This is a genomic window from Micromonospora halotolerans, assembly GCF_032108445.1.
In the GTDB taxonomy this organism is placed as follows: domain Bacteria; phylum Actinomycetota; class Actinomycetes; order Mycobacteriales; family Micromonosporaceae; genus Micromonospora; species Micromonospora halotolerans.
Genome location: NZ_CP134876.1, coordinates 5857611 through 5881586 on the forward strand (window position 1 = coordinate 5857611; position 23976 = coordinate 5881586).

General features: G+C 72.6%; 22 protein-coding genes. 5 read left to right on the forward strand and 17 right to left on the reverse strand.

Features of this window, described 5'->3' with window-relative positions; genetic code table 11:
- Nucleotides 1-31: 31 nt before the first annotated feature.
- On the forward strand, nucleotides 32-1006 hold the full coding sequence (locus tag RMN56_RS27640) for an SDR family NAD(P)-dependent oxidoreductase (protein ID WP_313720586.1): 975 nt from the start codon (nucleotides 32-34) through the stop codon (nucleotides 1004-1006).
- A 33-nt stretch (nucleotides 1007-1039) separates the two neighbouring features.
- Complete coding sequence (locus RMN56_RS27645) at nucleotides 1040-1912, forward strand: inositol monophosphatase family protein (RefSeq protein WP_313720587.1); 873 nt, start codon at nucleotides 1040-1042, stop codon at nucleotides 1910-1912.
- Here RMN56_RS27645 and araA read toward each other — a convergent pair.
- From araA to RMN56_RS27700, 11 genes are all read right to left on the reverse strand, one after another.
- Nucleotides 1888-3390 (reverse strand): L-arabinose isomerase, encoded by a 1503-nt coding sequence (gene araA / locus RMN56_RS27650; protein ID WP_313720588.1) that lies wholly within the window; start codon nucleotides 3388-3390, stop codon nucleotides 1888-1890. The genes RMN56_RS27645 and araA overlap by 25 nt on opposite strands.
- Nucleotides 3391-3416: 26 nt before the next feature.
- Nucleotides 3417-4406: a galactofuranose ABC transporter, permease protein YjfF gene (yjfF, locus tag RMN56_RS27655; RefSeq protein ID WP_313720589.1), complete on the reverse strand. Its 990-nt coding sequence runs from the start codon at nucleotides 4404-4406 to the stop codon at nucleotides 3417-3419.
- The gene (locus RMN56_RS27660; RefSeq protein WP_313720590.1) at nucleotides 4403-5473 is read right to left on the reverse strand and encodes an ABC transporter permease; all 1071 of its coding nucleotides are present in this window, start codon (nucleotides 5471-5473) and stop codon (nucleotides 4403-4405) included. Before RMN56_RS27660 ends, yjfF begins: the two co-directional genes overlap by 4 nt.
- Nucleotides 5470-7008, reverse strand: coding sequence for a sugar ABC transporter ATP-binding protein (locus RMN56_RS27665; RefSeq protein ID WP_313720591.1), 1539 nt, complete (start codon nucleotides 7006-7008; stop codon nucleotides 5470-5472). Before RMN56_RS27665 ends, RMN56_RS27660 begins: the two co-directional genes overlap by 4 nt.
- A 111-nt stretch (nucleotides 7009-7119) precedes the next feature.
- Complete coding sequence (locus RMN56_RS27670) at nucleotides 7120-8112, reverse strand: ABC transporter substrate-binding protein (protein WP_313724878.1); 993 nt, start codon at nucleotides 8110-8112, stop codon at nucleotides 7120-7122.
- 139 nt (nucleotides 8113-8251) lie between these two features.
- Complete coding sequence (locus RMN56_RS27675) at nucleotides 8252-8929, reverse strand: L-ribulose-5-phosphate 4-epimerase (RefSeq protein ID WP_313720592.1); 678 nt, start codon at nucleotides 8927-8929, stop codon at nucleotides 8252-8254.
- Nucleotides 8926-10608 carry a ribulokinase gene (gene araB, locus RMN56_RS27680; protein ID WP_376787240.1) on the reverse strand — a complete coding sequence of 561 codons (1683 nt, stop codon included), beginning with the start codon at nucleotides 10606-10608 and terminating at the stop codon, nucleotides 8926-8928. The genes RMN56_RS27675 and araB overlap by 4 nt, the downstream gene beginning before the upstream one ends.
- A 242-nt stretch (nucleotides 10609-10850) precedes the next feature.
- Nucleotides 10851-11837 (reverse strand): LacI family DNA-binding transcriptional regulator, encoded by a 987-nt coding sequence (locus RMN56_RS27685; protein WP_313724879.1) that lies wholly within the window; start codon nucleotides 11835-11837, stop codon nucleotides 10851-10853.
- 221 nt (nucleotides 11838-12058) lie between these two features.
- Nucleotides 12059-13798, reverse strand: a complete 1740-nt coding sequence (locus tag RMN56_RS27690; RefSeq protein WP_313720594.1) for a multicopper oxidase family protein — start codon at nucleotides 13796-13798, stop codon at nucleotides 12059-12061.
- Complete coding sequence (locus tag RMN56_RS27695) at nucleotides 13795-14247, reverse strand: DUF6220 domain-containing protein (RefSeq protein WP_313720595.1); 453 nt, start codon at nucleotides 14245-14247, stop codon at nucleotides 13795-13797. Before RMN56_RS27695 ends, RMN56_RS27690 begins: the two co-directional genes overlap by 4 nt.
- Nucleotides 14248-14258: 11 nt before the next feature.
- Nucleotides 14259-15248: a carboxymuconolactone decarboxylase family protein gene (locus RMN56_RS27700; RefSeq protein ID WP_313720596.1), complete on the reverse strand. Its 990-nt coding sequence runs from the start codon at nucleotides 15246-15248 to the stop codon at nucleotides 14259-14261.
- Nucleotides 15249-15392: 144 nt separating this feature from the next.
- Here RMN56_RS27700 and RMN56_RS27705 point away from each other — a divergent pair, with 144 nt between their 5' ends.
- The 3 genes from RMN56_RS27705 to RMN56_RS27715 all read left to right on the forward strand — a co-directional run bounded on the left by RMN56_RS27705 (nucleotide 15393) and on the right by RMN56_RS27715 (nucleotide 18696).
- Entirely contained in the window at nucleotides 15393-16580 is a 1188-nt protein-coding gene (locus RMN56_RS27705; protein WP_313720597.1) for a sensor histidine kinase, read from the forward strand.
- Nucleotides 16577-17296, forward strand: coding sequence for a response regulator (locus RMN56_RS27710; RefSeq protein ID WP_313720598.1), 720 nt, complete (start codon nucleotides 16577-16579; stop codon nucleotides 17294-17296). The genes RMN56_RS27705 and RMN56_RS27710 overlap by 4 nt, the downstream gene beginning before the upstream one ends.
- Before the next feature lie 197 nt (nucleotides 17297-17493).
- Nucleotides 17494-18696 (forward strand): D-alanyl-D-alanine carboxypeptidase family protein, encoded by a 1203-nt coding sequence (locus RMN56_RS27715; protein ID WP_313720599.1) that lies wholly within the window; start codon nucleotides 17494-17496, stop codon nucleotides 18694-18696.
- Between the two features lie 56 nt (nucleotides 18697-18752).
- On the opposite strand, the gene RMN56_RS27720 is transcribed toward RMN56_RS27715, so the two are convergent.
- The 6 genes from RMN56_RS27720 to RMN56_RS27745 form a co-directional block, all read right to left on the reverse strand.
- Nucleotides 18753-19196, reverse strand: a complete 444-nt coding sequence (locus RMN56_RS27720; RefSeq protein ID WP_313720600.1) for an OsmC family protein — start codon at nucleotides 19194-19196, stop codon at nucleotides 18753-18755.
- Nucleotides 19197-19266: 70 nt separating this feature from the next.
- Nucleotides 19267-19521 carry a DUF202 domain-containing protein gene (locus tag RMN56_RS27725; protein ID WP_313720601.1) on the reverse strand — a complete coding sequence of 85 codons (255 nt, stop codon included), beginning with the start codon at nucleotides 19519-19521 and terminating at the stop codon, nucleotides 19267-19269.
- On the reverse strand, nucleotides 19518-19871 hold the full coding sequence (locus RMN56_RS27730; protein WP_313720602.1) for a YidH family protein: 354 nt from the start codon (nucleotides 19869-19871) through the stop codon (nucleotides 19518-19520). Before RMN56_RS27730 ends, RMN56_RS27725 begins: the two co-directional genes overlap by 4 nt.
- A complete protein-coding gene (locus RMN56_RS27735; RefSeq protein WP_313720603.1) occupies nucleotides 19864-20757 on the reverse strand; it encodes a formylglycine-generating enzyme family protein in 894 nt (297 codons plus the stop codon). The genes RMN56_RS27730 and RMN56_RS27735 overlap by 8 nt, the downstream gene beginning before the upstream one ends.
- A gap of 71 nt (nucleotides 20758-20828) precedes the next feature.
- Nucleotides 20829-22325 (reverse strand): sulfatase family protein, encoded by a 1497-nt coding sequence (locus tag RMN56_RS27740; protein ID WP_313720604.1) that lies wholly within the window; start codon nucleotides 22323-22325, stop codon nucleotides 20829-20831.
- Nucleotides 22322-23965, reverse strand: coding sequence for a glycoside hydrolase family protein (locus tag RMN56_RS27745; RefSeq protein ID WP_313720605.1), 1644 nt, complete (start codon nucleotides 23963-23965; stop codon nucleotides 22322-22324). Before RMN56_RS27745 ends, RMN56_RS27740 begins: the two co-directional genes overlap by 4 nt.
- Between the last annotated feature and the right edge of the window lie 11 nt (nucleotides 23966-23976).

Sequence of the window (23976 nt, forward strand, 5' to 3'; positions counted from 1 at the left end):
GTCCAGGCCCACCGGTCGTAGCGTTGCTGTCATGACAGAGAGCACACGCCTGACCACCCAATTCAGCGCCCGCGCCACCGCCCAGGACGTCATCGACGGCGTCGACCTCACCGGGCGCCGCATGATCGTCACCGGCGGCGCCTCCGGCATCGGCCTGGAGACGGTCCGCGCCCTGGCCCGCGCCGGCGCGGAGGTCACCGTGGCGACGCGCGACCCCGCCCGCGCGGACGACCTGGTCGCCGAATTTCCCGGTCCCGGCCCCGGCACGGTTCGGGCCGTCGCGCTCGACCTGGCCGACCTCGACTCCGTCGACGCCTTCGTCGCGGCCTGGACCGGGCCGGTGCACGCCTTGATCGCGAACGCCGGAATCATGGCGCTACCGCACCGCGAGCTGACCCCGGAAGGCTGGGAGCTGCAGCTGGCCACGAACTACCTCGGGCACTTCGCGCTTGCCCGGGGCCTGCACGACAACCTCCGATCCGCCGGCTCCGCCCGGGTCGTCGTGGTCAGCTCGGGTGCGCAGCTGCGCGCCGGCGTCGACTTCGACGACCCCCATTTCGCCCGGCGCCCGTACGACCCGTGGACCGCGTACAGCCAGTCCAAGACCGCCGACGTCCTCCTGGCCGTCGGCATCGCCCGGCGCTGGGCCGCCGACGGGATCACCGCCAACGCCCTGGCCCCGGGCGTCATCAGAACCAACCTGCAACGCCACCTCGGTGAGGACACCCTGCGCTCCTTCGGGGTGACCACCGACGAGGCGGGCAACGTGACGGTGCCGGAGCACTACAAGGCCCCGGCACAGGGCGCCGCCACCACCGTGCTGCTGGCCGCGTCGCCGCTGGTCGAGGGCGTCACCGGCCGCTACTTCGAGGACAACCAGGAGTCCGAGGTGGTCCCCGGCGGCCCGGACCCGATGACCGGGGTGGCCGAGCACTCGGTGGACCCCGACGCCGCCGACCGGCTCTGGGAGTACGCCGAGCACACCCTGGCCACCCGCCGAGCCTGATCGCCCACCGCTCCGAGCGGATAGCCTCCACCCGTGGTCAACCCGTACGAGCAGGACCTCAGCCTGGCACTGGAACTCGCCGACCAGGCCGACCGGATCACGGCAGCGCACTTCGCCGCGGGCTCGGCCGTCACCGTCAAGCCCGACCGCAGCCTGGTGACGGCAGCCGACCTGGAGACGGAACGAACGCTCGCCGCCGTGCTGGCCGACCGCCGGCCACACGACGCGATCGCAGCCGAGGAACTGCACGGCGATCAGGTCGGAGCGGGCCGCTGCTGGGTCATCGACCCCATCGACCACACCAACAACTTCGCTCGCGGCCTGTCGTACTACGGCACGTTGATCGCGCTCCTCGAGGATGGCCAACCGGTGGTCGGGGTGGTCAGTGCTCCCTCGCTGAGGCGTAGGTGGTGGGCTCTCCGCGGTGGCGGTGCTTTCGCCGATGGTCGCGGGATCCGCGTGTCCGCGGTGGATGAGCTCTCCGAGGCGCACCTGAGCTTCGCGGAACTGGAGGTGTGGAATCGCCGTGGCCTGCTCGGCCCACTGGTCGAGCTGGTGTCGGAGGCGCGGTGGACGTTCGGGTCGGGCGGCTTCCTGGCGCAGATGGCGGTCGCGGAGGGAAAGCTGGACGTTGCCCTCGACCCCACCGGGCACGTCTGGGACCTGGCAGCCAGTCAGGTCATCGTCCAGGAGGCCGGCGGCGTCTTCACCGACGTGCACGGTCGCGTAGACGCCACGCGCGGAACCGCCGTGGTGACCAACGGTCTCCTGCACGAGGAGGTTCTCTCCCGCCTGACGGGTGACCGGGACGCACCGGGCCCGGCCGGCGGTGACCGCCGGCCGGGACGCACCGGTGCCGGCGGTCACCGCCGCCCACCGGTTCAGAACCCCCGGGCGAGCCGGTAGTACGCCTGATTCCAGCGGATCTCGTCGGCGAAGCGGCGCGGGTTCGTGTCGGCATCGATGACGACCAGCTCGGTGCGGCTCATCTCGGCCAGGTCGTGCAGCTCCTCCACCCCGACCGCCTGTGAGAGCACGGTGTGGTGCGGGGCCCCGGCGGTGATCCACGCCTCGGCGGACCCGGCCAGGTGCGGGCGGGGACGCCAGACGGCCCGGGCGACCGGCAGCCGGCGCAGCGGATGTGGCGGCGCCACCACGTCGACCTCGTTGGCGACGAGCCGGAACCGCTCCCCCATGTCGGCCAGGCCCAGCACGACCGCGGGACCGGGCGCCGCGTCGAAGACCAGCCGGACCGGGTCCTCCCGCCCGCCGATGCTCAGCGGGTGGATCTCGACGGACGGGGTGCCCGCGGCGATGCTCGGGCACACCTCCAGCATGTGCGCGCCGAGGACCAGTTCCCGGCCCGGGGTGAGGTCGTAGGTGTAGTCCTCCATGAACGACGTGCCGCCGTCGACCCCGACCGCCATCGCCTTGAGGGTGTGCACCAGGACGGACGTCTTCCAGTCGCCCTCACCGCCGAAGCCGTAGCCGTCGGCCATGAGGCGTTGCACTGCCATGCCGGGCAGCTGGCGCAGCCCGCCGAGGTCCTCGAAGTTGGTGGTGAAGGCACGGAACCCGCCGGCGTCGAGGAAGGCCCGCAGGCCCAGCTCCAGCCGGGCGGCGTAGCGCAGGGACTCGTGGCGGTCGCCGCCGGTGCGCAGCTCCGGCACCAGCCGGTAGCTGTCGTCGTACTCCTTGACCAGGTCGTCCACCCGCGCGTCGGTGACCTCGCCGACGGCCTGCACGAGGTCGTTGACCCCGTAGGTGTTCACCGAGACACCGAAGCGCAGCTCCGCCTCCACCTTGTCGCCCTCGGTCACCGCCACGTCGCGCATGTTGTCGCCGAAGCGGGCCAGCCGCAGCGACCGCATGGCCGACCAGCCGATCGCCGCCCGCGCCCAGGCGCCCACCCGGGACACCACGCGGGGGTCGCTGACGTGCCCGGCGACGGTCTTGCGGGCCACACCGAGGCGGGTCTGGATGAAGCCGAACTCCCGGTCGCCGTGTGCGGCCTGGTTGAGGTTCATGAAGTCCATGTCGATCTCGTCCCACGGCAGCAGGACGTTGGCCTGGGTGTGCAGGTGCAGCAGCGGCGTCCGCAGCGCGTCCAGGCCGGCGATCCACATCTTCGCCGGTGAGAAGGTGTGCATCCAGGCGATCATGCCGACGGCCCCGTGCGCGGCGGCCTCCCGGCAGACCCGCAGGATGTCGCCGCTGGTGGTCAGGACCGGTTTCCAGACGACCCGGGCGGGGATGTGCGGCGAGCCGTCGAGCGCCGCCGCGATCTGCCGCGACTGGTCGGCGACCTGGCGAAGGGTGTCCTCGCCGTACATGGCCTGGCTGCCGGTCAGGAACCAGATCTCGGGCTCAGCGTGCGATTCCATGGGGTTGCCTTCCGCGAGTTGGTCGGTCACTTGTAGCGGATTCCGATCAGACGTTGGAGCAGGATGAACGCGAAGAGCAGGCCGCCGATCACGATCTTGGTCCACCACGAGTTGAGGCTGCCGTCGAAGGTGATCAGGGTCTGGATGACCCCGAGGACCAGCACGCCGAGCACGGTGCCGAAGACGTAGCCGGAGCCGCCCGTCAGCACCGTCCCGCCGATGACCACGGCGGCGATGACGTCGAGTTCCATGCCGACGCCGATCAGCGGGGCGCCGGAGAGCGTGTAGAAGGACAGCAGGATTCCGCCGATCGCCGCGCAGAGGCCGCTGATCGTGTAGACGGCGATCCGGGTCCGCCCCACCGGCAGCCCCATGAGCAGGGCCGACTGCGAGTTGCCGCCGATGGCGTACACGTTGCGGCCCAGCCGGGTGTAGGCCAGCACGTACGCGGCGACGGCGACCACCGCGAAGGCGATGAGCACGCTGATCGAGACGAAGTTGCCGCTGGGGTTGCCGATGCGTTCCTGGGACGTGCTGGTCCAGAACCCGTCGGTGATCGGGATGGACGAGCCGCTGATGAAAGTGCACATGCCGCGGGCGAAGAACATCCCGGCGAGGGTGACGATGAACGGCTGGATGTCGAAGAAGTGGATCACACAGCCCATCAGGAAACCGAGCGTCGGCCCGATGAGCAGCGCGACGAGCAGCACCAGCGCCGCCGGCAGCCCCTCCCGCAGCAGGAACGCCGACACCATGGCGGTCATCGCGACGACCGAGCCGACGGAGAGGTCGATTCCGCCGGTGAGGATCACGAAGGTCATCCCGACGGCGACGACGAGCAGGAAGCCGTTGTCGATGAAGACGTTGAAGACGACCTGGATGTTCGAGAACGCGCGGTACTGGGAGACGCCGACGCCGTACAGAACCAGCAGCAGGGCGAGGGTGGCCAGCACCGGAACGTGCCGCCGGGGCAGGCGCGACCGGGTGCGTGCGGCCAGCAGGGAGAGGGTGGTCATGCCGGCACCTGCTCCTTCGGCTGCTCGGTGACGGGGGTGGGCCCGGCCGCCGGGGCCCGGCGTCGGGTGAAGCGGGCGCGGAAGCCGGGCGCCTGGATGAGGCAGACCGCGATGACCACGACCGCCTTGAACAGCAGGGAGGTCTGGGGCGAGATGTTCATGGCGTACACCGTCGTGGTGAGGGTCTGGATGAGCAGGGCGCCGAGGATCGTGCCGCCGAGGGAGAACCGGCCGCCCGCGAGGGAGGTGCCGCCGATGACCACGGCGAGGATCGCGTCCAGCTCGACCCAGAGGCCCGCCGCGTTGCCGTCGGCGCTGGACACGTTGGCCGTCATCATGAAGCCGGCCACCGCGGCGCAGGCCGCGCTGATCACGTAGACGAGGAACGTGATCCGCGCGGACCGGATGCCGGCCAGGCGGCTGGCCCGGGCGTTGCCCCCGACCGACTCGATGATCAGGCCGAGGGCGGTCCGCCGGGTCACCGCGGCGACCAGGAGAGCCGCGGCGAGGGCCAGGAAGATGGCCAGCGGCAGGGTCAGCAGGTGACCCACGCCGATCGCCTTGTACGGGTCCGAGTTGATGGTGAGGATCTGCCCCTCGGTGATCAGCTGGGCGAGGCCGCGGCCCGCGACCATGAGGATGAGGGTGGCGATGATCGGCTGGATGCCGATGACCGCGACCAGCACGCCGTTCCAGGCGCCGAGCACGAGGGCCACCCCCAGCCCGAGGGCCAGAGCCGTCAGCACCCCGCCGAGGCTGTTCTGGTCGCGCTGCTGGCTGATGTGCAGGCAGGCGATGGCGCCGCTGATCGCGCAGAGCGAGCCGACCGACAGGTCGATGCCGCCGGTGGCGATCACCAGCGTCATGCCGAGCGCGACCAGGATCAGCGGCGCGCTCAGCCGCAGGATGTCGATGAGGCTGCCGTACAGGTGACCGTCGCGCATCTGCACCGACAGGAAGCCGGGGCGGTAGACGGTGTTGGCGGCCAGCATGCCGACGAGGACGACGACCGGCCAGAAGAGCCGGTGTGTCGTCAGCGCGCGGTAACCGGCCGTTCGGTTGCTCATGACGGCACCCCCTCGTGCCCGGCGCCGGCCGCGATGGTCTGCATGATCCGGTCGGCGTCGACGCTCTGGTCGTTGGCGAGGAGCGCGACCATCTCCCGGTCGCGCATCACGGCGATGGTGTGGCTGAGCCGGAGCACCTCCTCCAGCTCGGCGGAGACGAACAGCACCGCCATGCCGCCGTCGGAGAGCTGGGCGACCAGCCGCTGGATCTCGGTCTTGGCGCCGATGTCGATGCCCCGGGTCGGCTCGTCGAGGATCAGCAGGCGCGGCTCCGTGATGAGCCAGCGCGCGAGCAGGACCTTCTGCTGGTTGCCGCCGGAGAGGTTGCCCACCGGGATGTCGGGGTCCGCCGGCCGGATGCTCAGGGCCCGCACGTACCGTTCGACCAGGTCGTCCTGCCGGCGGCGGGGAACGGGCCGGAGCCAGCCCCGGGCGGCCTGCAGGGCCAGGATGATGTTCTCCCGCACGGACAGCTCGGCGACGATGCCCTCGGCCCGCCGGTTCTCCGAACAGAAACCGATGCCCTGGCCGATGGCGGCCACCGGGGTCCGCAGCGACGCGGGTGTGCCGTGCACCCGGACGGTGCCGTGGTCGGCGCGGTCGGCGCCGAACAGCAGCCGGGCGACCTCGGTACGGCCCGAGCCGAGCAGACCGGCGAGGCCGACCACCTCCCCCTCGTGGATGGTGAGGTCGAAACGCGCGACCGCCGAGCGGCGTCCCAGCTCGCGCACCTCCAGCAGCGGTGCGCCCTCGGCCGGTGCGGCGTCGTGCCGGGACTGCTCGTCCAGTCGTTCCAGCACCTGCAGTTCCTTGCCGATCATCTTCTCCACGAGGCCGAGCTGGGGAAGCTGGCTCGTCGGGTACTCGCCGACGAGCTGGCCGTTGCGCAGCACGGTGATCCGGTCCGCGATCTCGTAGACCTGGTCCAGGAAGTGGGTGACGAACAGGATCGCGAGGCCGTCGTCGCGCAGCTGCCGCATGACGCGGAACAGCTGGGCCACCTCGCCCGCGTCGAGGCTGGAGGTGGGCTCGTCGAGGACCAGGACCCGCGCCTCGATGTCGATGGCGCGGGCGATCGCCACCATCTGCTGCACGGCCAGCGAGTAGCTGCCGAGCTGCGCGTTGACGTCGATGTCGAGGTCGAGCCGGGCGAGGAGGGCGCGGGCCCGGCGGCGCATCTCCGCCCACCGCACCGCGCCGAGCCGGCGGGGTTCCCGGCCGATGAAGATGTTCTCCGCCACCGAGAGGTTGGTGCAGAGGTTGACCTCCTGGTAGACGGTGCTCACGCCGGCGGCGGTGGCCTGCATCGGGCCGGTGAAGGACACCTCGTCCCCGCCGAGGGTGACGGTGCCGTGGTCGGTGCTGTAGACGCCGGTCAGCACCTTGATCAGGGTCGACTTGCCGGCGCCGTTCTCGCCCATCAGGGCGTGCACCTCGCCGGGGAAGAGGCGGAAGTCCACGCCGTCGAGGGCCCGTACCCCCGGGAAGGACTTGCTGATCCCGGTCATGGTCAGCACTGGATGACTACCTGTCATGCCACCGGGCCTTTCCTGGTCGATGAGACGGTGCGCGGTGTGGGCGCGGCGGCCGGGCCCGAGGCCCGGCCGCCGCTTCGGATGCGGGGGTCCCGATCCCCCGTGGTCCGGTCAGTACTTGCGGTTCGGCAGTGCTTCCTTCGCCTGCTCCTGCGTGAAGGTGGTCTCCTGGGTCTCGATCCGGGCCGGCACCGTCTCGCCGTTCTTCACCTTCTTGACCAGGTCCATCAGCTGGGGACCGAGCAGCGGGCTGCATTCGGCGATGAAGTTGAACTTGCCGTCGGCGAGGGCCTGCATGCCGTCCTTGACCGCGTCGACCGTGATGATGGTGATGTCCTTGCCGGGCACCTTCCCGGCCGCGGTGATCGCCTCGAGCGCGCCCAGGCCCATGTCGTCGTTGTGGGCGAACAGCACGTCGATCTTCGGGTTGGCCTTCAGGAACTGCTCCATCACCTGCTTCCCGCCGGCCCGGGTGAAGTCACCGGACTGGGAAGCGACGATCTTGAGGTTGGGGTTGGCCGCGATCGCCTCGGCGAAGCCCTTCTTCCGGTCGTTCGCCGGCGCCGAACCGGTCGTGCCCTGCAGCTCGACGATGGTGACCGGGCCGGTGGCGGCCTTCTTCTGCTCCACCAGCCACTCCCCCGCGAGCCGGCCTTCCTTCACGAAGTCCGACCCGAGGAAGGTCTTGTACAGGGACTTGTCGGCCGAGTCGACCGACCGGTCGGTGAGGATGACCGGGATCTTGGCGTCCTTGGCCTCCTTGAGGACCGTGTCCCACCCGGACTCCACCACCGGCGAGAAGGCGATCACGTCGACCTTCTGCTGGATGAAGTTGCGGATGGCCTTGATCTGGTTCTCCTGCTTCTGCTGCGCGTCGTCGAACTTCAGCTCGATCCCGGCCTCCGTCGCGGCCTCCTTGATCGAGGTGGTGTTCGCCGTGCGCCACCCGCTCTCCGCGCCGACCTGGGAGAAGCCGAGCGTGATCGTGCCGTCGTCGCCGCCGTTGCCGCCCGTGTCGCTGTTGCCGCAGGCCGCCACGCCGGTGGCGAGCAACGCGGCGGCGAGCACCGCGATGACCTTGCGGGACGGCGGGTGGGTCCTCATTCTCTTCACCGCGAATCTCCTCGGGGGTAACCGTTCCGGGAGGCCCCGCGCCCGTGGGCGCACGGCCTGCGCTGGTGGTGGTGCTGCCGGGTGGTGCGACGCGGCCGGTCCGGGGACGGCCGCGCGATCGGGGCGGCCGTCAGGAGGCCGGTGAGGGGGGCCGCTGCCCGTAGACGCTCTGGTAGCGGTCGTGCAGGGCGTCGACGTCGGCCGCCGCCATCGGCAGCGGCGGGCCGAGCGCCCGGGCCAGGTGCGCCGTGCGGGCGATGTCTTCACACATGACCGCGGCCTTCACGGCGGCGCGGGCGTCCCGGCCGATGGTGAACACGCCGTGGTTGCGCATGAGCACGGCCGGCGAACGGTGCCCGGCGAGGGTCGCCACGATGCCCTTGCCGATGTCGTCGCCGCCGATCAGGGCGAACGGGCCGATCGGGATCTCGCCCCCGAACTCGTCGGCCTGGGCGGTGAGGTGGCACGGGATCGACTCGCCGCGGGCCGCCCAGGCGGTCGCGTACCCGCTGTGGGTGTGCACCACCCCGCCCACCTCGGGCAGGGCGCGGTAGACGTAGGCGTGGGCGGCCGTGTCGCTCGACGGCGCGAAGTCGCCCTCGACCACGACGCCGTCCAGGTCGCACACGACCATGTTCTCCGGCGCGAGGTCGTCGTAGTCGACGCCGCTCGGCTTGATCACCATGAGGTTCTGGCCGGGCACCCGGGCCGAGACGTTCCCGGACGTCCACGCGACCAGCCGGTAGCGGGTGAGTTCGGCGTGCAGCCGGGCGACGCTCTCCCGCAGTCGCCGGATCTCGGCGCTCACGCGACCACCTCCAGCGGCGTGTCGATCTGTGCCACCGGTCGTTCGACGGCGGCGTTGCGGATCGCGCGCAGGCGGGACATGACGTCGTTGCCACCGCGTCCGAAGTGGTCGTGCAGCGACCGGTACTCGGCGTAGAGCGCGTCGTAGGCCCGCGCCCGCTCGGGATCCGGCCGGTAGGCGTCGCGGTCCACCCGGCCCATCGCCGCCGAGGCGGCGTGGACGTCCGCATAGGCGCCGGCGGCGACCGCCGCGTGGATCGCCGAGCCCAGCGCCGGCCCCTGCGCCGAGCCGATGAGGCTCAGCGGCCGGTTGGTGACGTCGCTGTAGATCTGCATGAGCAGCGGGTTGGCGGTCAGGCCGCCGGCCACCACCAGCTCCTGGATCGGCACCCCCGCCTCGACGAACGCCTCGATGATCATGCGGGTGCCGTAGGCCGTCGACTCCAGCAGCGCCCGGTAGACGTCCGCCGGCCGGGTGGCCAGGGTCAGCCCCAGGATGAGACCGCTCAGGTCGTGGTTGACCAGCAGGGAACGGTTGCCGTTCCACCAGTCCAGCGCGACCAGCCCGTGGGCGCCGACCGGCTGCGCCGCGGCCAGCTCGGCGAGCCGCTCGTGCGAGTCGACACCCGCCGGCGCCGCGTGGTCGACGAACCAGCCGAAGATGTCGCCCACGCCGCTCTGACCGGCCTCGTAGCCCCAGGCGCCGGGGCTGAGTCCACCCTCGACGACGCCGCACATGCCCGGCACCTCGGCCAGCTCGGTGCCGTTGACCACGTGACAGGTCGAGGTGCCCATGATGGCGACCAGGTGGCCGGGTGCCAGCGCCCGGGCGGCGGCGGCCGTGACGTGGGCGTCGACGTTGCCGGCCGCGACCGCGATGCCCTCGGGCAGTCCGGTCCAGGCGGCGGCCTCGGCGGTGAGGACGCCGGCCCGGGCGCCGAGCGGAAGCAGCGGCCCGTCCAGCTTGGCGACGAAGTCGGCGAACCCCGGGTCGAGCGCCGCCAGGAAGTCTCGGGACGGGTAGTGCCCGTCCTGGCGGATGCCCTTGTAGCCGGCCGTGCAGATGTTGCGGGTCTCCACGCCGCAGAGCTGCCAGACGATCCAGTCGGCCGCCTCGACGAACCGCGCGGCCCGACCGTAGATTTCCGGGTCCTCGTCGAGGATCTGCAGGCCCTTGGCGAACTGCCACTCGGCGGAGATCTTCCCGCCGTAGCGGTGGAGCCAGGGCTCGCGCCGCTCGTGCGCGAGTGCGTTGATCCGGTCGGCGTGCGGCTGCGCCGCGTGGTGCTTCCACAGCTTCACCCACGCGTGCGGCCGGCTGCGCAGCTCGGGCACCTCGCAGAGCGGGGTGCCGTCGGCCAGTGCGGGCAGGACCGTGCAGGCGGTGAAGTCCGTGGCGATCCCGATCACGCGGGCCGGGTCGATCCCCGCAGCGGCCACGGCGGCCGGCACCGCGTGCCGCAGCACGTCCCGGTAGTCCTCCGGGTCCTGCAACGCCCAGTCCGGCGGAAGCGGCGTCCCGTCCGGGAGCGTCGACTCGATCACCCCGTGCCGGTACTCGTGGACCGCGGTGCCGAGCTCCGCGCCGTCCTCGACCCGGACCACCAGTGCCCTGCCCGACAGCGTTCCGAAGTCGACCCCGACGACGTACCGGTCCCCCGGTCCGGCCACCCCGACCACCTCCACCTACCTGTGCCGTGGCCCACATTGTTAACGCTCACATCAGGGTCGGTCAAGATGTCCATGCAACAGTCCGGTAACCGCCGGAGCCACTGTGGAGACGTGCGGCGAGCGCGGGCAGCGCGGGTCGACGAGCGCGAGGGCCATCCGCGGCGAACACCACGGACCGGGCGGTCGTCCGCCGCCGGAGTCAGGCGCTGTTAACGGTCACAGGCGCGCCCTCGCGGACGCACCGCGACCGGTCAGGCCGGTGGGCGGGCGACGCTCTGCCGGGAGATCAGGGTCGGTGCGATGGTCTGCCGCAACTCACCCACCGCACCGGACTCGATCTGCGCCAGCAACAGGTCCAGACTGGCCCGCGCCACCGCGTCGAAGTCCGGCCGCACGGTGGTCAGCGGCGGGATGAAGTACGCCGCCTCCGGCACGTCGTCGAAGCCCACCACGCTGATCTCGTCCGGCACCCGGCGGCCGTGCTCGTGCAGCGCCCGCAGCACGCCCAGTGCCAGGTGGTCGTTGGCGGTGAAGATGGCGGTCACCTCGGGCATCCGCGCCAGCATCTGCCCGCACCGGTAGCCCGACGCCGCCGACCAGTCCCCCGGCACCAGCGGCGGCACCTCGGCGCCGGCCGCCCGCAGTGCGTCCCGCCACCCCTCGATGCGCCCGGCGCTGTCGAACCAGTCGGCCGGCCCCGAGACGTGCCAGACCGTCCGGTGGCCCGCGTCCAGCAGGTGCTGCGTCGCCGCCCGCGCACCGGCCACCTGGTCCACCGTCACCAGCGGCACCGGCCGGCGCGGATCACCGTCGACGGTCACCAGCGGCACGTCCTTGGGCAGGTGTTCCAGCGCCTCCCCGGCCGACTCCACCGGCGCGATCACCACGATCCCCGCCACCCGGTGCGCCAGGTGCCGCTCCACGGCCTCCGAGATGGAGACCTGGTCGAGGTTCCGCACACTGCCCACGGTGACCGCGAAGCCCTCCTCGGCGGCGGTCTGCTCCAGCGCCGCCAGCAGCGACGCCGGGCCGTACAACGTGGTGTTCTGGGCGACCACCCCGATCACCTGGGACCGGCCGGTCACCAGGGCGCGAGCCGCGCGGTTGGGCCGGTAGCCCAACTCCACGATCGCCGCCTGCACCCGCAGGCGCGTCTGCTCGCGCACGTTCGGGTGCCCGTTCAGCACCCGGGACACGGTCTGGTGGGAAACCCCCGCGAGCCGGGCCACATCCGTCATCGCGGGACCACGCACGGCACTCACCCTTCCCCACGGGCCTTTGACCGCCACGCCCCGGCAGCCCCGGCACGGCACCGGGCCCACCCGTCGCGAAACCAGCGTCAGTGTACGCCCCGGCGCACGCCGTCCCGGCGAGGCGCAGACGCGCCCCGCCGGGACCGGGCGGCCCGGGCCGGACCTCGTCCGGGGATGGAGGACGTGACCGGCCGCGCGGCGGAGGATCACGAGTACATCAGGTGCAGGGTCATCCCGGCGTCGGCGTGCGCCAGGTTGTGGCAGTGGTTGGCCCACATGCCGGGGTTGTCGGCGCGGAACGCCACCCGCCAGACCTCGCCGGGGCGTACGTCGAAGGAGTCCAGCCACAACGGGCTTCCGGTCGCCGGCCGGCCGTCGCGGGACAGCACCAGGACGTGATGGCCGTGCAGGTGCCACGGGTGCACGCTCTGGGACCGGTTCACGATGGTGAACTCGACGGTGTCGCCGAAGCGGACGACCTGGGGCGGGATATCCGGGTCGGCCGCGCCGTTCACGGTGTGGGCGTAGCGCGGGAGCAGCCCGTGCAGGTCGAGACCGCGGTCGAGCACGAGGGTGAACGTCCGGTCGAAGCGGGACCACGGCACCGGGGCGCGCGCGCCGTAGCCGAGCGGATCCAGCACCGGCCACCCACCGGTCGCCGTCGACACCGGTCCGGTCGAGTAGACGGCCCGGCCGTCGACGAACAGCGCCACCGGCGTGGCGGGCGCGGCGAACACCAGGTCGTAGCGTCCCCCGGCCGGGATGAGCACGGCGGTGTCCACGATAGACGCCGGGCCCCGCAGGTCGGCGCCGTCGATCGCGGCGACCCGGAACGGTGTGCCGGCCAGGGCGTACCGGTGGGTCGTGCTGTCGGTGTTGATCAACCGTAGCCGCACGGGCGTTCCCGCCCCGACCGGCTCGGTTCTCGGCTCCGGCAGCGGACGGCCGGAGAGGGTGTGCACCGGCACCGTGACGTCGACGCCGGTCACCGGCGCCGGGCGCACCACGAGGACGCCGTAGAGCCCCATCCGCACGCCGAGGTCGGACACCGCGTGCGTGTGGTACCAGTAGGTCCCGGCCTGGTCGGCGCGGAACCGGTAGACGAACTCCTGTCCCGGCAGCACCGCCGCCTGCGTGATGCCGGGCACCCCGTCCTGGCTGTTCGGCACGTCGTACCCGTGCCAGTGCAGCGTGACGCCGCGCGCGATGTCCCGGTTCCGCAGCGTCACCTCCAGGACGTCGCCGACGGCGGCGGTCAGCTCCGGCCCGGGAACCTGCCCGTCGAACGCCCACGCCGCGACGTCACGGCCGCTCACGCGCACCGTCGCCGTCCCGGCCGTCAGGGTGAACCGCCTGGTCGGCTCCCCCACGCTCCGCGCCTCCCCCGGTCCGTGGTCATGGGGTACGGCGGGAGCGGCGGCCGGGGCGACGGCCAGCCCCGTCCCGGTCAGCAGCGCCGCGATCGCCACCACGAGAGCCACCCGGGAGACCGTCCGGGACGGGGGCGCACCGAGGAAGCGCCACGAGACCGCGGTCGCCGTGACCACCCCGGCGACCGCGAGCAGCCCCGCGCCCGCCGACGCCGGATAGCCGTGCAGGACCGTCACGAGCAGAGCGGCGCTGTCGGCGTACCCGGCGAACAGGAGCGGGACCGCGACGGCGCGGATGTCGCCCGGGGCCCGCAGCAGCCGCGGCCCGGCGACGACCACGGCCGCGAGCGACAGCGGCGCGGCGATGAGGACCTTCTCGGCCGCGAACCACCAGCCGGCGCGGGCGAGCGCGGTGATCGTGACGGCGCGGGCGAGCGTGGCGAGCAGCGCGAGGGCCGCCAGGCCGAGGGCGAGCGGGCGGCGCCGGGCGGCCGACGCGGCGCCGCCGCCCAGCCACCCGGCGGCCGCGAGGACCGCGATCACGAGGTCGGCCGCGAGCAGCGAACCGACGGTCATGCCGGCTCTCCTTCCCGCACGGCCACCGGGGCGACGTCGACCGGCGCCGGACGGCCCAGCCTCCGCGCCGCCCGGACCACGTTGACCACGACGTGCACCGCGACGATCCCGTTGACGGCGTGCAGCCCGGCGACGGTCAGGCCGAACGGCGTGCTGACGCCCCCGGCGTCGGTCATTCCGTTGGCCAGCCCGGCGATGAGCGCCTGCAGGATGACGAGGCCGAGCGGCAGGACCGTCAGTCCGATGAGCCGGCCCGGCGCCCGCGCCAGCGCGGCGAACAGGATGGTGAGCAGGTTGAGCACCGGGATGACCGCCATCCCGGTGGCGCTGTGCAGCGCGTAGGCGCCCTCTCCCCCGGGTTTCGTGAACGCGCCCACGGCGGCGAACACGAACTGCAGGGCGAACGCGGCGAGCAACAGGCTGCTGGTGATGACGAAGGCCTTGCGCATGGTGATCTCCCCTAGAGACGAGCCGAGGTCAGTGCCCGGGCGACGTGATCGGTGGCGGTGATCGCGCCGTACGCGACCAGCCGCACGAGGTCGGCGTCGCCCGGATGCGACAGCCGCCAGAGGGCGACGTCGCCCACGCTGATCGCGCTGGGCGCGAACGCCGCGAGCAGCGCGATCCGCGTCCCGACACGGTCCGCCCCGGGCACGTCCCGGACCAGGTCGACGGCCCAGTCGGCGGGCCGGTCCGGGAACCGTCCGTCCTCCCAGCGCACGGTCGCCGCGACGGTCTGGCGGGCCACGTCCCCCAGCAGCTCCCCACCGCGCAGGGCGGCGTTCCGCAGCGACGCGTACGCCACGCCGACCGGGCTGTCCCCGGCCCAGGCCGGTGGCGCCGCCGAGCCGGCGTCGACGAGCGGGAGCCCCCGGCCGGGCTCCCGCCCCGCGCGGGCCGTCCGGGCGTAGAGCCGGCCACCCACCGAGCGCACCACGGGGGACCGCTGCAGTCCGCCGGGCAGCAGATCCGGATCGAGCAGCGCCGACACGACCCGGTTGATGAAGTGGAAGGCGAGCAGGGTGCCGGTGAGCTCCGGGCCGTACCGGCCGGTCCAGTCGGCCGCCGCCGGGTTGCGGCTGGCCTCGGCCCAGCGGGCGAGCGCGGCGTGGCCGGGCTCCGGCGGCGTCCCGCCCCGGGCGATGACCTCGGCCAGCGTGTGCTCGCCCAGCGCGTGCAGCAGCATCACGTGTGCGTCCACGCAGAACCGGCAGCGGTTCGCCCGGGACACCGCCGACGCCACCAGCTCACGGTCGACCCGGGACGCGTCGCCGGCGAGCAGGGCCTCGCGCATCAGCGCCCAGGTCGCGGCCAGCAGCTCCGGCACGACCGACAGCGCCTGGAAGGTGGGCACCGGCCCGAGGAACTCGTCCCGCAGCTGGCGGTAGACCTCCGCGGTGAGACCCGTCGCGGCCGACGCCTTCTCGGGGGTGAAGAAGCGGTATGTCATGCGTTCGATGCTTGTCCCGGCGGCCCGGGAAAGCGTCGTGCCGCCGCAGGCACTTGCCCGGCCGCCGATACCACGTCCGCGGTACGCCCCGCCTACCACGGAAGCGGGATGCTCCCCCGCGGACCGCCGTTCTACAGTTCGACCATGCGCCGCGACCTGCCTTACGCCCTCAGCGGCCTCGCCCTCGGTGCCCTCCTGCTCGGCAACGCCGCGCTCGCGCCGGACGCCGCGACGGTGGGGGTGGCCGACGTCGCCCTGGTCCTGGTCATGGCGGCGGCCCTGGCGGTGTGCCGGCGGCACCCCGTGGTGGCGGTGAGCCTGGTGACCGCCAGCATGCTGGCCCTCCACGTCCGGGTCCATTCCGGGGTGTCCGCGGCGTTCCCCGTCCTCGGCGTCGTCTACGTCGCCGCCTGGCGGGGGAACCGGTCGGTCGCCGCCCTGGCCAGCCTCGTCTTCCTCGGCGGCTTCCTGGCCCGCGACGTCTCGGTCGCGCCCGCCGGCCGGCCCGGCCAGCTCATCGCCGAGCGGACCGCCCTGCTGCTGGGCTGGTTCGTCGCGGCCAACGTCGCCGGGCTCGTCGCACGGCAACGCCGGGCGTACCTGGAACAGGTCGAGCAGCGGGCCGTCGAGGCGGAACGCACCCGCGAGGAGATGGCGTTGCGCCGCGCCGGGGAGGAGCGCCTGCGCATCGCCCGCGATCTGCACGACACGCTGACCCACAACATCTCCGTGATCAAGGTGCAGGCCGGGATCGCCGTGCACCTGGCCCGCAAGCACGGCGAGGAACCGTCGGCCACCCTGCTGGCGATCCAGGAGGCCAGCAGCGCCGCGATGCGGGAACTGCGGGCGACACTGGACGTCCTGCGCGCACCGTCGGACGGGGACCCCGTCGGGCTGGCCCGGGTGGGCGAGCTCGCCCAGCGGACCCGCGCGGCCGGCGTACCGGTGCGGTTGACCGTCACCGGCCAGCCCGGGGAACTGCCCGCCGAGGTCGACCAGGCGGGGTATCGCGTCGTCCAGGAGGCCCTGACCAACGTGGCCCGCCACGCCGGCCCGGCCAGCGCCGAGATCCACGTCGAGTACGCCCCGGCGCAGCTGACCGTCTCGGTGACCGACGACGGTCAGGCGTCGCCGGTCCGGCCGGTGACACCGGGGGTGGGCCTGAGCGGCATGCGGGAGCGGGTCACCGGGCTGGGCGGCACGCTGCAAGCCGCCGCCCGCGACGGCGGCGGGTTCGCGGTACGGGCCACCTTCCCGCTGGGCGGACCGGTCCCGCCGGCCCGGTCCGCCACGGATCGTGGCGGCTCCGACCGGAGCGGGCAGCCGGCATGACCGAGCGCCCCCGCGCGGTGCCATCGGCCCGGTCCGGCACGGATCGTGAGGGCACGATCCGGGTCCTGCTCGCCGACGACCAGGCCCTGATGCGCGCCGGCTTCCGGGCGCTGCTCGACGCCGAGGAGGGTCTGGAGGTCGTCGGCGAGGCCGCCGACGGCGCTTCGGCCGTCCACCTGGCCCGGCGCCTGCGGCCCGACGTCGTGTTGATGGACGTGCAGATGCCGGGGCTCGACGGCATCGAAGCCACCCGGCGCCTCGCCGCCGACCCCGACCTCACCGCGGTCCGCGTCCTCATCCTCACCAACTACGGGCTCGACTCCTACGTCTTCGCCGCCCTGCGCGCGGGCGCCAGCGGGTTCCTGCTCAAGGACGCCGACCCCGCCGACCTGCTGCAGGCCGTCGGCGTCGTGGCCCGCGGAGACGCGCTGCTCGCCCCGGCGGTCACGCGTTCGCTGATCAGCGAGTTCGTGGCCGGTCCCCGTCCGGCCGACCCGGCGGCCGGACGCGACGTGCTGACCGCCCGGGAGCAGGAGGTCGTCGCGCTCGTCGCCCGAGGGCTGAGTAACGACGAGATCGCCGAGGGCATGGTGATCAGCCCGTTGACCGCCAAGACCCACGTCAATCGGGCGATGACCAAGCTGCACTGCCGCGACCGCGCCCAGCTGGTCGTGTGGGCGTACGAGTCGGGGCTCGTCGCGCCGCGGCGGCGGTGACAGCGCGCCGATCAGGCGCTGCCGGCGACTTGACCCGGTGACGGCCGTGGTGATACCGAGATCAGCACGCCGGCGGCCGCCGAGCCGCGCGCAGCACCACACGGGGGAGACACATCAGCATGCTCGACTCTGCGACGACCCAGGTGATCCCAGCGGTCCCGCCGCCGCCCCGCCGGCGGCGGCGACTCCCGGTACTGGTGAGCATCCTGACGACCCTGCTCCTGGCCGCCGTCGCGCTGGCGGCGGTCGAACCGCTGCGCCACCCGCTGCCCGCGCCGACCGTCACGCGCACGCTGGCCGCGTCGACGGTCATCCCCGGCAAGGCGCCCACGGTGCCGTGGCCCCAGTCCGGACAGGCCGCCCTCTTCGTGGAGGGCGTCGGGTCCCTGGGCACCTCGGGCGGCGACGAGCCGCTGCCCATCGGCAGCGTGGCCAAGGTGATGACGGCCTACGTCATCCTGACCGAGCATCCCCTCGACCGGGGCGAGCACGGGCCGAAACTCACGGTCAGCGCGGCGCAGGCGGCCGCCTACCCGAGCGAGCTCGCGCGCGGCGAGTCCCTCGTCCGGGTCGCCGCGGGAGCCGTCTACACCGAGCGCCAGGCCCTCCAGGCGGTGCTGCTGCCGTCGGCGAACAACATGGCGCGGATCCTCGCCGCCTGGGACGCCGGCAGCATCGACGCGTTCGTCGACAAGATGAACGACACAGCCGCCGAGCTCGGCATGGAGAACACCCGCTACACCGATCCGTCCGGGCTCAGTCCGGAGACCGTCAGCACCGCCGCCGACCAGGTGATCGTCGCCCGCAAGGCGATGGCGCTGCCCGCGTTCGCGGAGATCGTGGCCCAGAAGAAGGCCACCCTGCCGGTCGCCGGCGAGGTGCGGAACTACAACTCGCTCGTGGGCCGGGACGGCGTCGTGGGGATCAAGACCGGGTCCACCGACGAGGCCGGCGGGTGCCTGTCCTTCGCGTTCGTCGTCAGCGTGGGCGGCCGGAAGATCACCGTTGTCGGCGCCGTCCTCGGGCAACCCGGCGCCGACACCCCGGTGCAGTTGGAGCGTGTCTTCCGGGTGACCCGCTCGCTGATCCGCAGCGTCAACGCCGCGATCAAGCTGCACCCGGCCATCCGGGCCGGCGACGCGGTCGCCACGGTCCGCGGGCCGTTCGGCGCCGAGACCACGCTGACCGCCGCGAAGGACCTCTCCGTGGTCGGCTGGCCCGGCCTCCGGGTCAAGCTGGCCACCGAGATCCCGACCGTGCCGGCCGACCTGCCCGCCGGATCCGCACACGGCCGGGTCAGCGCCGTGGCCGGCGGCGGCAAGCCCGTCACGACCCCGCTCCAGTCGGGCGTACGGCTCGAACCCCCCGGCACCTGGGACCGCATCCGCCGGCACCGCTGAGCCGTCGGAGTCCGGCATCCGGGCGGGCGGCCTCGCCGCCCGCCCGGATTGAGGCCTCAGTCCTCGCGAGAACTCCCGGCCTCGACGATCGAGATCGGCGTCCCACTCTCTACCGTGCGGGAGACGGTGCAGAGCCGGTCGTGCGACTGCTGCAGTGATCGGGGCAGCGCCTCACGCGCCCGGTCGCCGTCGTCGCCCGCCGGGAACGTCACCGTGAACTCGACCTTGAGGTTCCGCATCCGGTTTCCCCCGGCCTCGTCCCGGATCTTGTCGCCCGTGACCTCGACGGCGAACCGGGTGGGCTCGGCACGGCGGCTGGTGATGAGGTCCACGTCCACCGCGGTGCAGCCGCCGATGGCGGCCAGCAGCAGTTCCACCGGCGTGAAGCTGCCGTCCTCCCCCGTGCCCATCGACATCGATCCGCCGCGGGCGTTCCGCACGACGTACTGGCCCATGCTGGTGCGCTCGATCTCCACCGAGCGGAAGGTGTCCTCACTCATGCCAGAAAGCTACCCGGCGCCTCTCCCCGGCACGGCAGCAACCGTGCACCGTTCGGCCACCCCGGGTTCGCTAGGTCGCGAGCAGGAGGCCCACCAGGGTCAGGGCGCCGGTGGCGGTCGCGAGACCGGCGACGGCGAGCAGACAGTCGCGACGCAGCGCGAGGACCGCCGACAGCGCCGCGGCCGGCACGGCGGCCACGAACAGCGACCCGGAGCGACTGTGCAGGCCGAGACGGACCAGCAGCAGGGCGCTGACGAAAGCGACCGCGGCGGTACGCGTCCACGCGAGCGCCGTCCGTTCCCGCTGCAGGCCGGGATCTCTCACGGCAGGACGGCGACGACGAGCACGCCGGCGCCGAGCACGCCCAGCGCGGCGGCGACCAGGACCAGCAGCGGGGTGAACGGGATGCCCTGACCGAGGCGCATCGCGCGTTGGGTGCGGGCCCACCGGCGGTAGGCGGCGACCGGGAGCAGCGTACCGGCGACGGCGAGCACCGCGGCGAGGCCGCTGCGGGTGCCGGCCAGCGCCGACGCCGGCAGGAACTGGATCACCGCGACCGCGCTGGCCAGCAGGGCCAGCGCGGTGCGGATCCAGGCGAGGAAGGTGCGTTCGTTGGCGAGGGAGAAACGGTAGTCCGGCTCGGTGCCCTCCCGCATCCAGACCGGCTCAGGCATCGACGGCGCACCGGAAGCCGGCGTGACCGGTGGTGCTGTCCGGCGTGGAGGAGGTCCTGGCCGAGACCCGGTAACGGTTGCAGTAGGACTCGTGACACAGGTACGAGCCGCCGCGCATGACCCGTGTCGTCCCGGTTGGCGGGCCCGCCGGGTCGATGCGGGTCGCCGGCGAGGGCTCGGCGTGCCAGTCGCTGCTGAACCAGTCGGCGCACCACTCCCAGACGTTCCCGCTGGTGTTGTAGAGGCCGTGACCGTTGGGGCGGAACGCGTTCACCGGTGCGGTGCCGAGGTGGCCGTCGTCGCCGGTGTTCCGTCTCGGGAAGTCGCCCTGCCAGGTGTTGCAGCGGTGCTGGCCGCGTGGGGTGAAATCGTCGCCCCAGGGGAAGCGGGCCTGGTCGAGGCCGCCGCGTGCGGCCTTCTCCCATTCGGCCTCGGTCGGCAGGCGCTTGCCGGCCCACGCGGCGTAGGCGCTCGCGTCGTTCCACGACACGTGCACCACCGGGTGGTTCGCCCGCCTGGTCACGTCCGAGCCCGGTCCCTCCGGCGCCCGCCACGACGCCGCCTCCACCGGGAGCCACCAGGGCGCGCCGGGCACCTGGCCGTCGAGCACCCGGTGCGCCGCCTCGCCCCGGACGAACAGGTGGAAGACGTAGGACCAGCCGAACCGTTCCGCGTCGGTCTGGTAGCCGGTCGCCTTGACGAACGTGGCGAACTGCGCGTTGGTGACCGCCTTCGTATCGATCCGGAACGCCGCGACCGACACCTCGCGCACCGGGCCCTCGCCGTCGTCGGGGAAGGCGTCGGTGTCGTCGCCACCCATCCGGAACGGGCCGGCCGGGATCAGCACCGTGCCGCGGGCGGCCTGGTGCGCGTCGACGCCCCGCACCGGCACGACCGGTGCGGGCGCCTCGTCGCCGTGGGGTCGGTGGGAAGGGGAACAGCATGCGTGGGACACGATCAGACCTTCGATAGGGGTACGTCGAACGCCAGCCCGCTGGTCGCGTCGCGGCAGATCCCGCGCAGCTGGTCGTAGAGTGCGGCCACCACCTCGGGCTCCGAGTCCCAGCGGTCGGTGGTCTCGCAAGGATCGTCGGCGACGTCGTAGAGCTGGCCGCGCGGGTGGTCGGCGTCCCACGGCGGGTTCTCGTGTGCCTTGCCGGACCCGGAGCTGAACAGCGCGTCGATCGACGGCTCGGAGAAACCGCCGCCCGACCCCGGCGCGAACACGGCCTTCCAGCGGCCGGCCCGAAGGGCGAACCGGCCGCCGAGGCTGTGGTGCACGATCGGGCGGTCGGCCGGTGGCGGTGGCGCTTCCCCGGTGAGCGCGCCGAGGAGGTCGATGCCGTCCTCGGCGGCGCCGGTGGGCAGGGTGACGCCGGCGGCCGCGGCGGCTGTCGGCAGCACGTCGGTCAGGCAGACCGGCGCGTCCAGCTCCCCGCCCTCCGGGATGCGACCGGGCCAGGCGGCGACGAACGGCTCGCGGTGGCCGCCGTCCCACAGGTCGCCCTTCTGGCCACGCCAGTCGCCGTTGGGCCGGTGCACCGACACGTCACCATCGTCGGTGAAGATCATCGGTGCGCCGTTGTCGCTGGTGACGATCACCAGGGTATTGTCGCGCTGGCCACGTTCGTCGATGGCCGCGACCAGCCGCCCCACGATGTCGTCGACCAGGCAGACCCCGTCGGCGCGGTCGCCGAGCCCGGACCGCCCGCGCACCTCCTCGGGCGGGACGACCGGACGGTGCGGCGCCGAGGGCGTCACGAAGCAGAGGAACGGTTGGTCGGTCGGCACCGAGCGGATCCACCGCACCGCCTCCGCGGCGAAGCGGACGTCGACCTCGTCCTCGCGGAAATCGGGCACCTGAAGGCCGGGGCGCTGCTCGGTGAGGTACTCACCCTTCTCCCGGTCCGGGACGCCGAGGGTGCGGTCCTGATCGATGAACGCGTACGGCGGCATGTCCAGCGACCCGGCGATGCCGAAGAAGCGGTCGAAGCCCAGGGCGGTCGGGCCACCGGTGACCGGGGCGGTGTAGTCGATGTCCCGGCCGAAGTCCGTCTCGACGTCGTCGTGCAGCCGCGCTCCGGGGGCGAACGCGTCCCGGACCGTGCCGTCGGTGTGTCGCCAGCCGAGCCCGAGGTGCCACTTCCCGAACGCGCCGGTGGCGTAGCCGGCGTCGCGCAGCACCGACGCGAGGGTGGGCCGGGTCGGCTCGATCAGCGCGGGTCCGTGACCCATCAGCACGAAGTTCTTCAGCGGTCCACGCCAGGCGTAGCGGCCGGTCATCAGTGCGTAACGGCTCGGCGTGCACACCGCCGAGGCGGAGTGGGCGTCGGTCGCGCGCACGCCGCGGGCGGCCAGGGCGTCGATGTGCGGGGTGGGGATCTTCGAGCCGTAGCAGCCCAGGTCACCCCAGCCCATGTCGTCGGCGAGGACGACGACGATGTTGGGTCTCATGTGCGGCAGCTCCCGTCGGTGCTGCGGTAGATCCGTACCGCGTTGGTGGTCGCCGGGTCGACGGTGAAGTTGCCGGCCTGGACGTTGTTGAAGCAGACGCCGTTGGCGTACACGTTCTGGAAGTTGATGTTGCGCATCTTGTGCGTGCTGTCGAAGCCCTGCACGACGTTCGGTTTCTGGTACGTCGTGTACGCGTGGATGTTGCGGAAGATGACCTGGTCGATCTCCCCGTGACCGCGGGCCGGGTCGTACCATTTGTTGTTCTCGATGGTCAGGTAGAACAGCCGCCAGGTGGCGTTCTCGATCCGGATGTCGTCGAAGAGGTACCGGGAGAGGGTGCCGCTGCCGGCGTGCAGCGACCGGAAGATCCCGGACTTCTCGATCTGGTAGTGCTCGGCGTGGATGACGTCGTTGTCGTAGACGTGGAACGTCTGGCTGTTCTCGTGGATGTTCCAGCTGATCATGAACGGCGCGCCGTTCTCCAGCTGCCAGATCGTGTTGCCGCGGGCGGTCGTGTCCCCCCAGAACAGCTTGATCGAATCGTCGTTCGACTTGACGAAGTTGTTCTCCAGCAGGCTCTTGTTGCCGCCGACCATGCCGTCGGTGCTGTACCACCAGGACATCGTCTTGACGTTGTGGATGGTGGTGTACCGCGCCAGCGCGCGCACGTTGAACCGGGGCGCGTCGACAAAGGTCACACCCTCGACGAGCACGTTCGACGAGGCCTGGTCGGCGATGTCGATCATGCCGGGTTGGTTCTTGTTGAGCTCCTGGCTGCCGGTGTCCATGAACAGCCCGGAGATGATGCCGCGGCCCTTGATGGTGACGTTCGAGACCGGCCCGGTGGCGATGAACCCGCCGGAGACGAACGCGCCGCCGGCGACGTAGATGGTCTGCCCGGAGGTGATCGGCTGCCCGGCACCGATCGTGTGCACGCCGGGCCCGAAGTAGCGCACGTTCGGGTCACCGGGGGACGGGACGTCGACCTCGGGCGGGTTGGCGAAGACCAGCATCGGGTGCGGCACCGGGTTGTGGATCTCCGGCTCGAACTCGACCGAGAGGTTGCCCGGCCGGGCGAGGGTGAACGTGCAGGTGCTGCCGCTGAAGCCGGTCACGACGGCCGCCGAGTAGGGGCGGACCAGACAGCCGGTCGCGCCCGGCCTCGCCCGGGTCACCCGCACGGTCACCGCGCCGGAGAACGAGAAGGACGTCCATGACGTGTCCAGCTCCCGGTTGGTGTCGGTCTTGCGCGCGAGGGACTTGTAGACGAACGACGGCACCGGGCCGCCCGCCTGCTCCACGGTGACCGAGTACTGGTCGGAGGCCGGGATCCCGGCCGGCCCCGGATAGGTGGTCAGCTGGTCGGGCGTGCCCGGCGCCGGGTAGATGTCGCCGTAGGGCAGGGTCGCCCGGTGCGCCGCGATCTCGTCGACGGTGGCCGCCGTCGAGGCGGTGATGCTGTTGGCGATGTCGTCGACGACCGGCACGTCACCGCTGATCTGGGTGATCGTGCCGCCGAAGTCGTACTGCTTGCCGGTGTAGGGGGCGCCGTCGGCGTGCGCCGCACCCGCCGGAACGAGCGCGAGCGCGACGGCGGCGGCGGCGGCGGCGGCGGCGAGGATGGGGAGGCCGCGTGGCATTGGGGGTACCC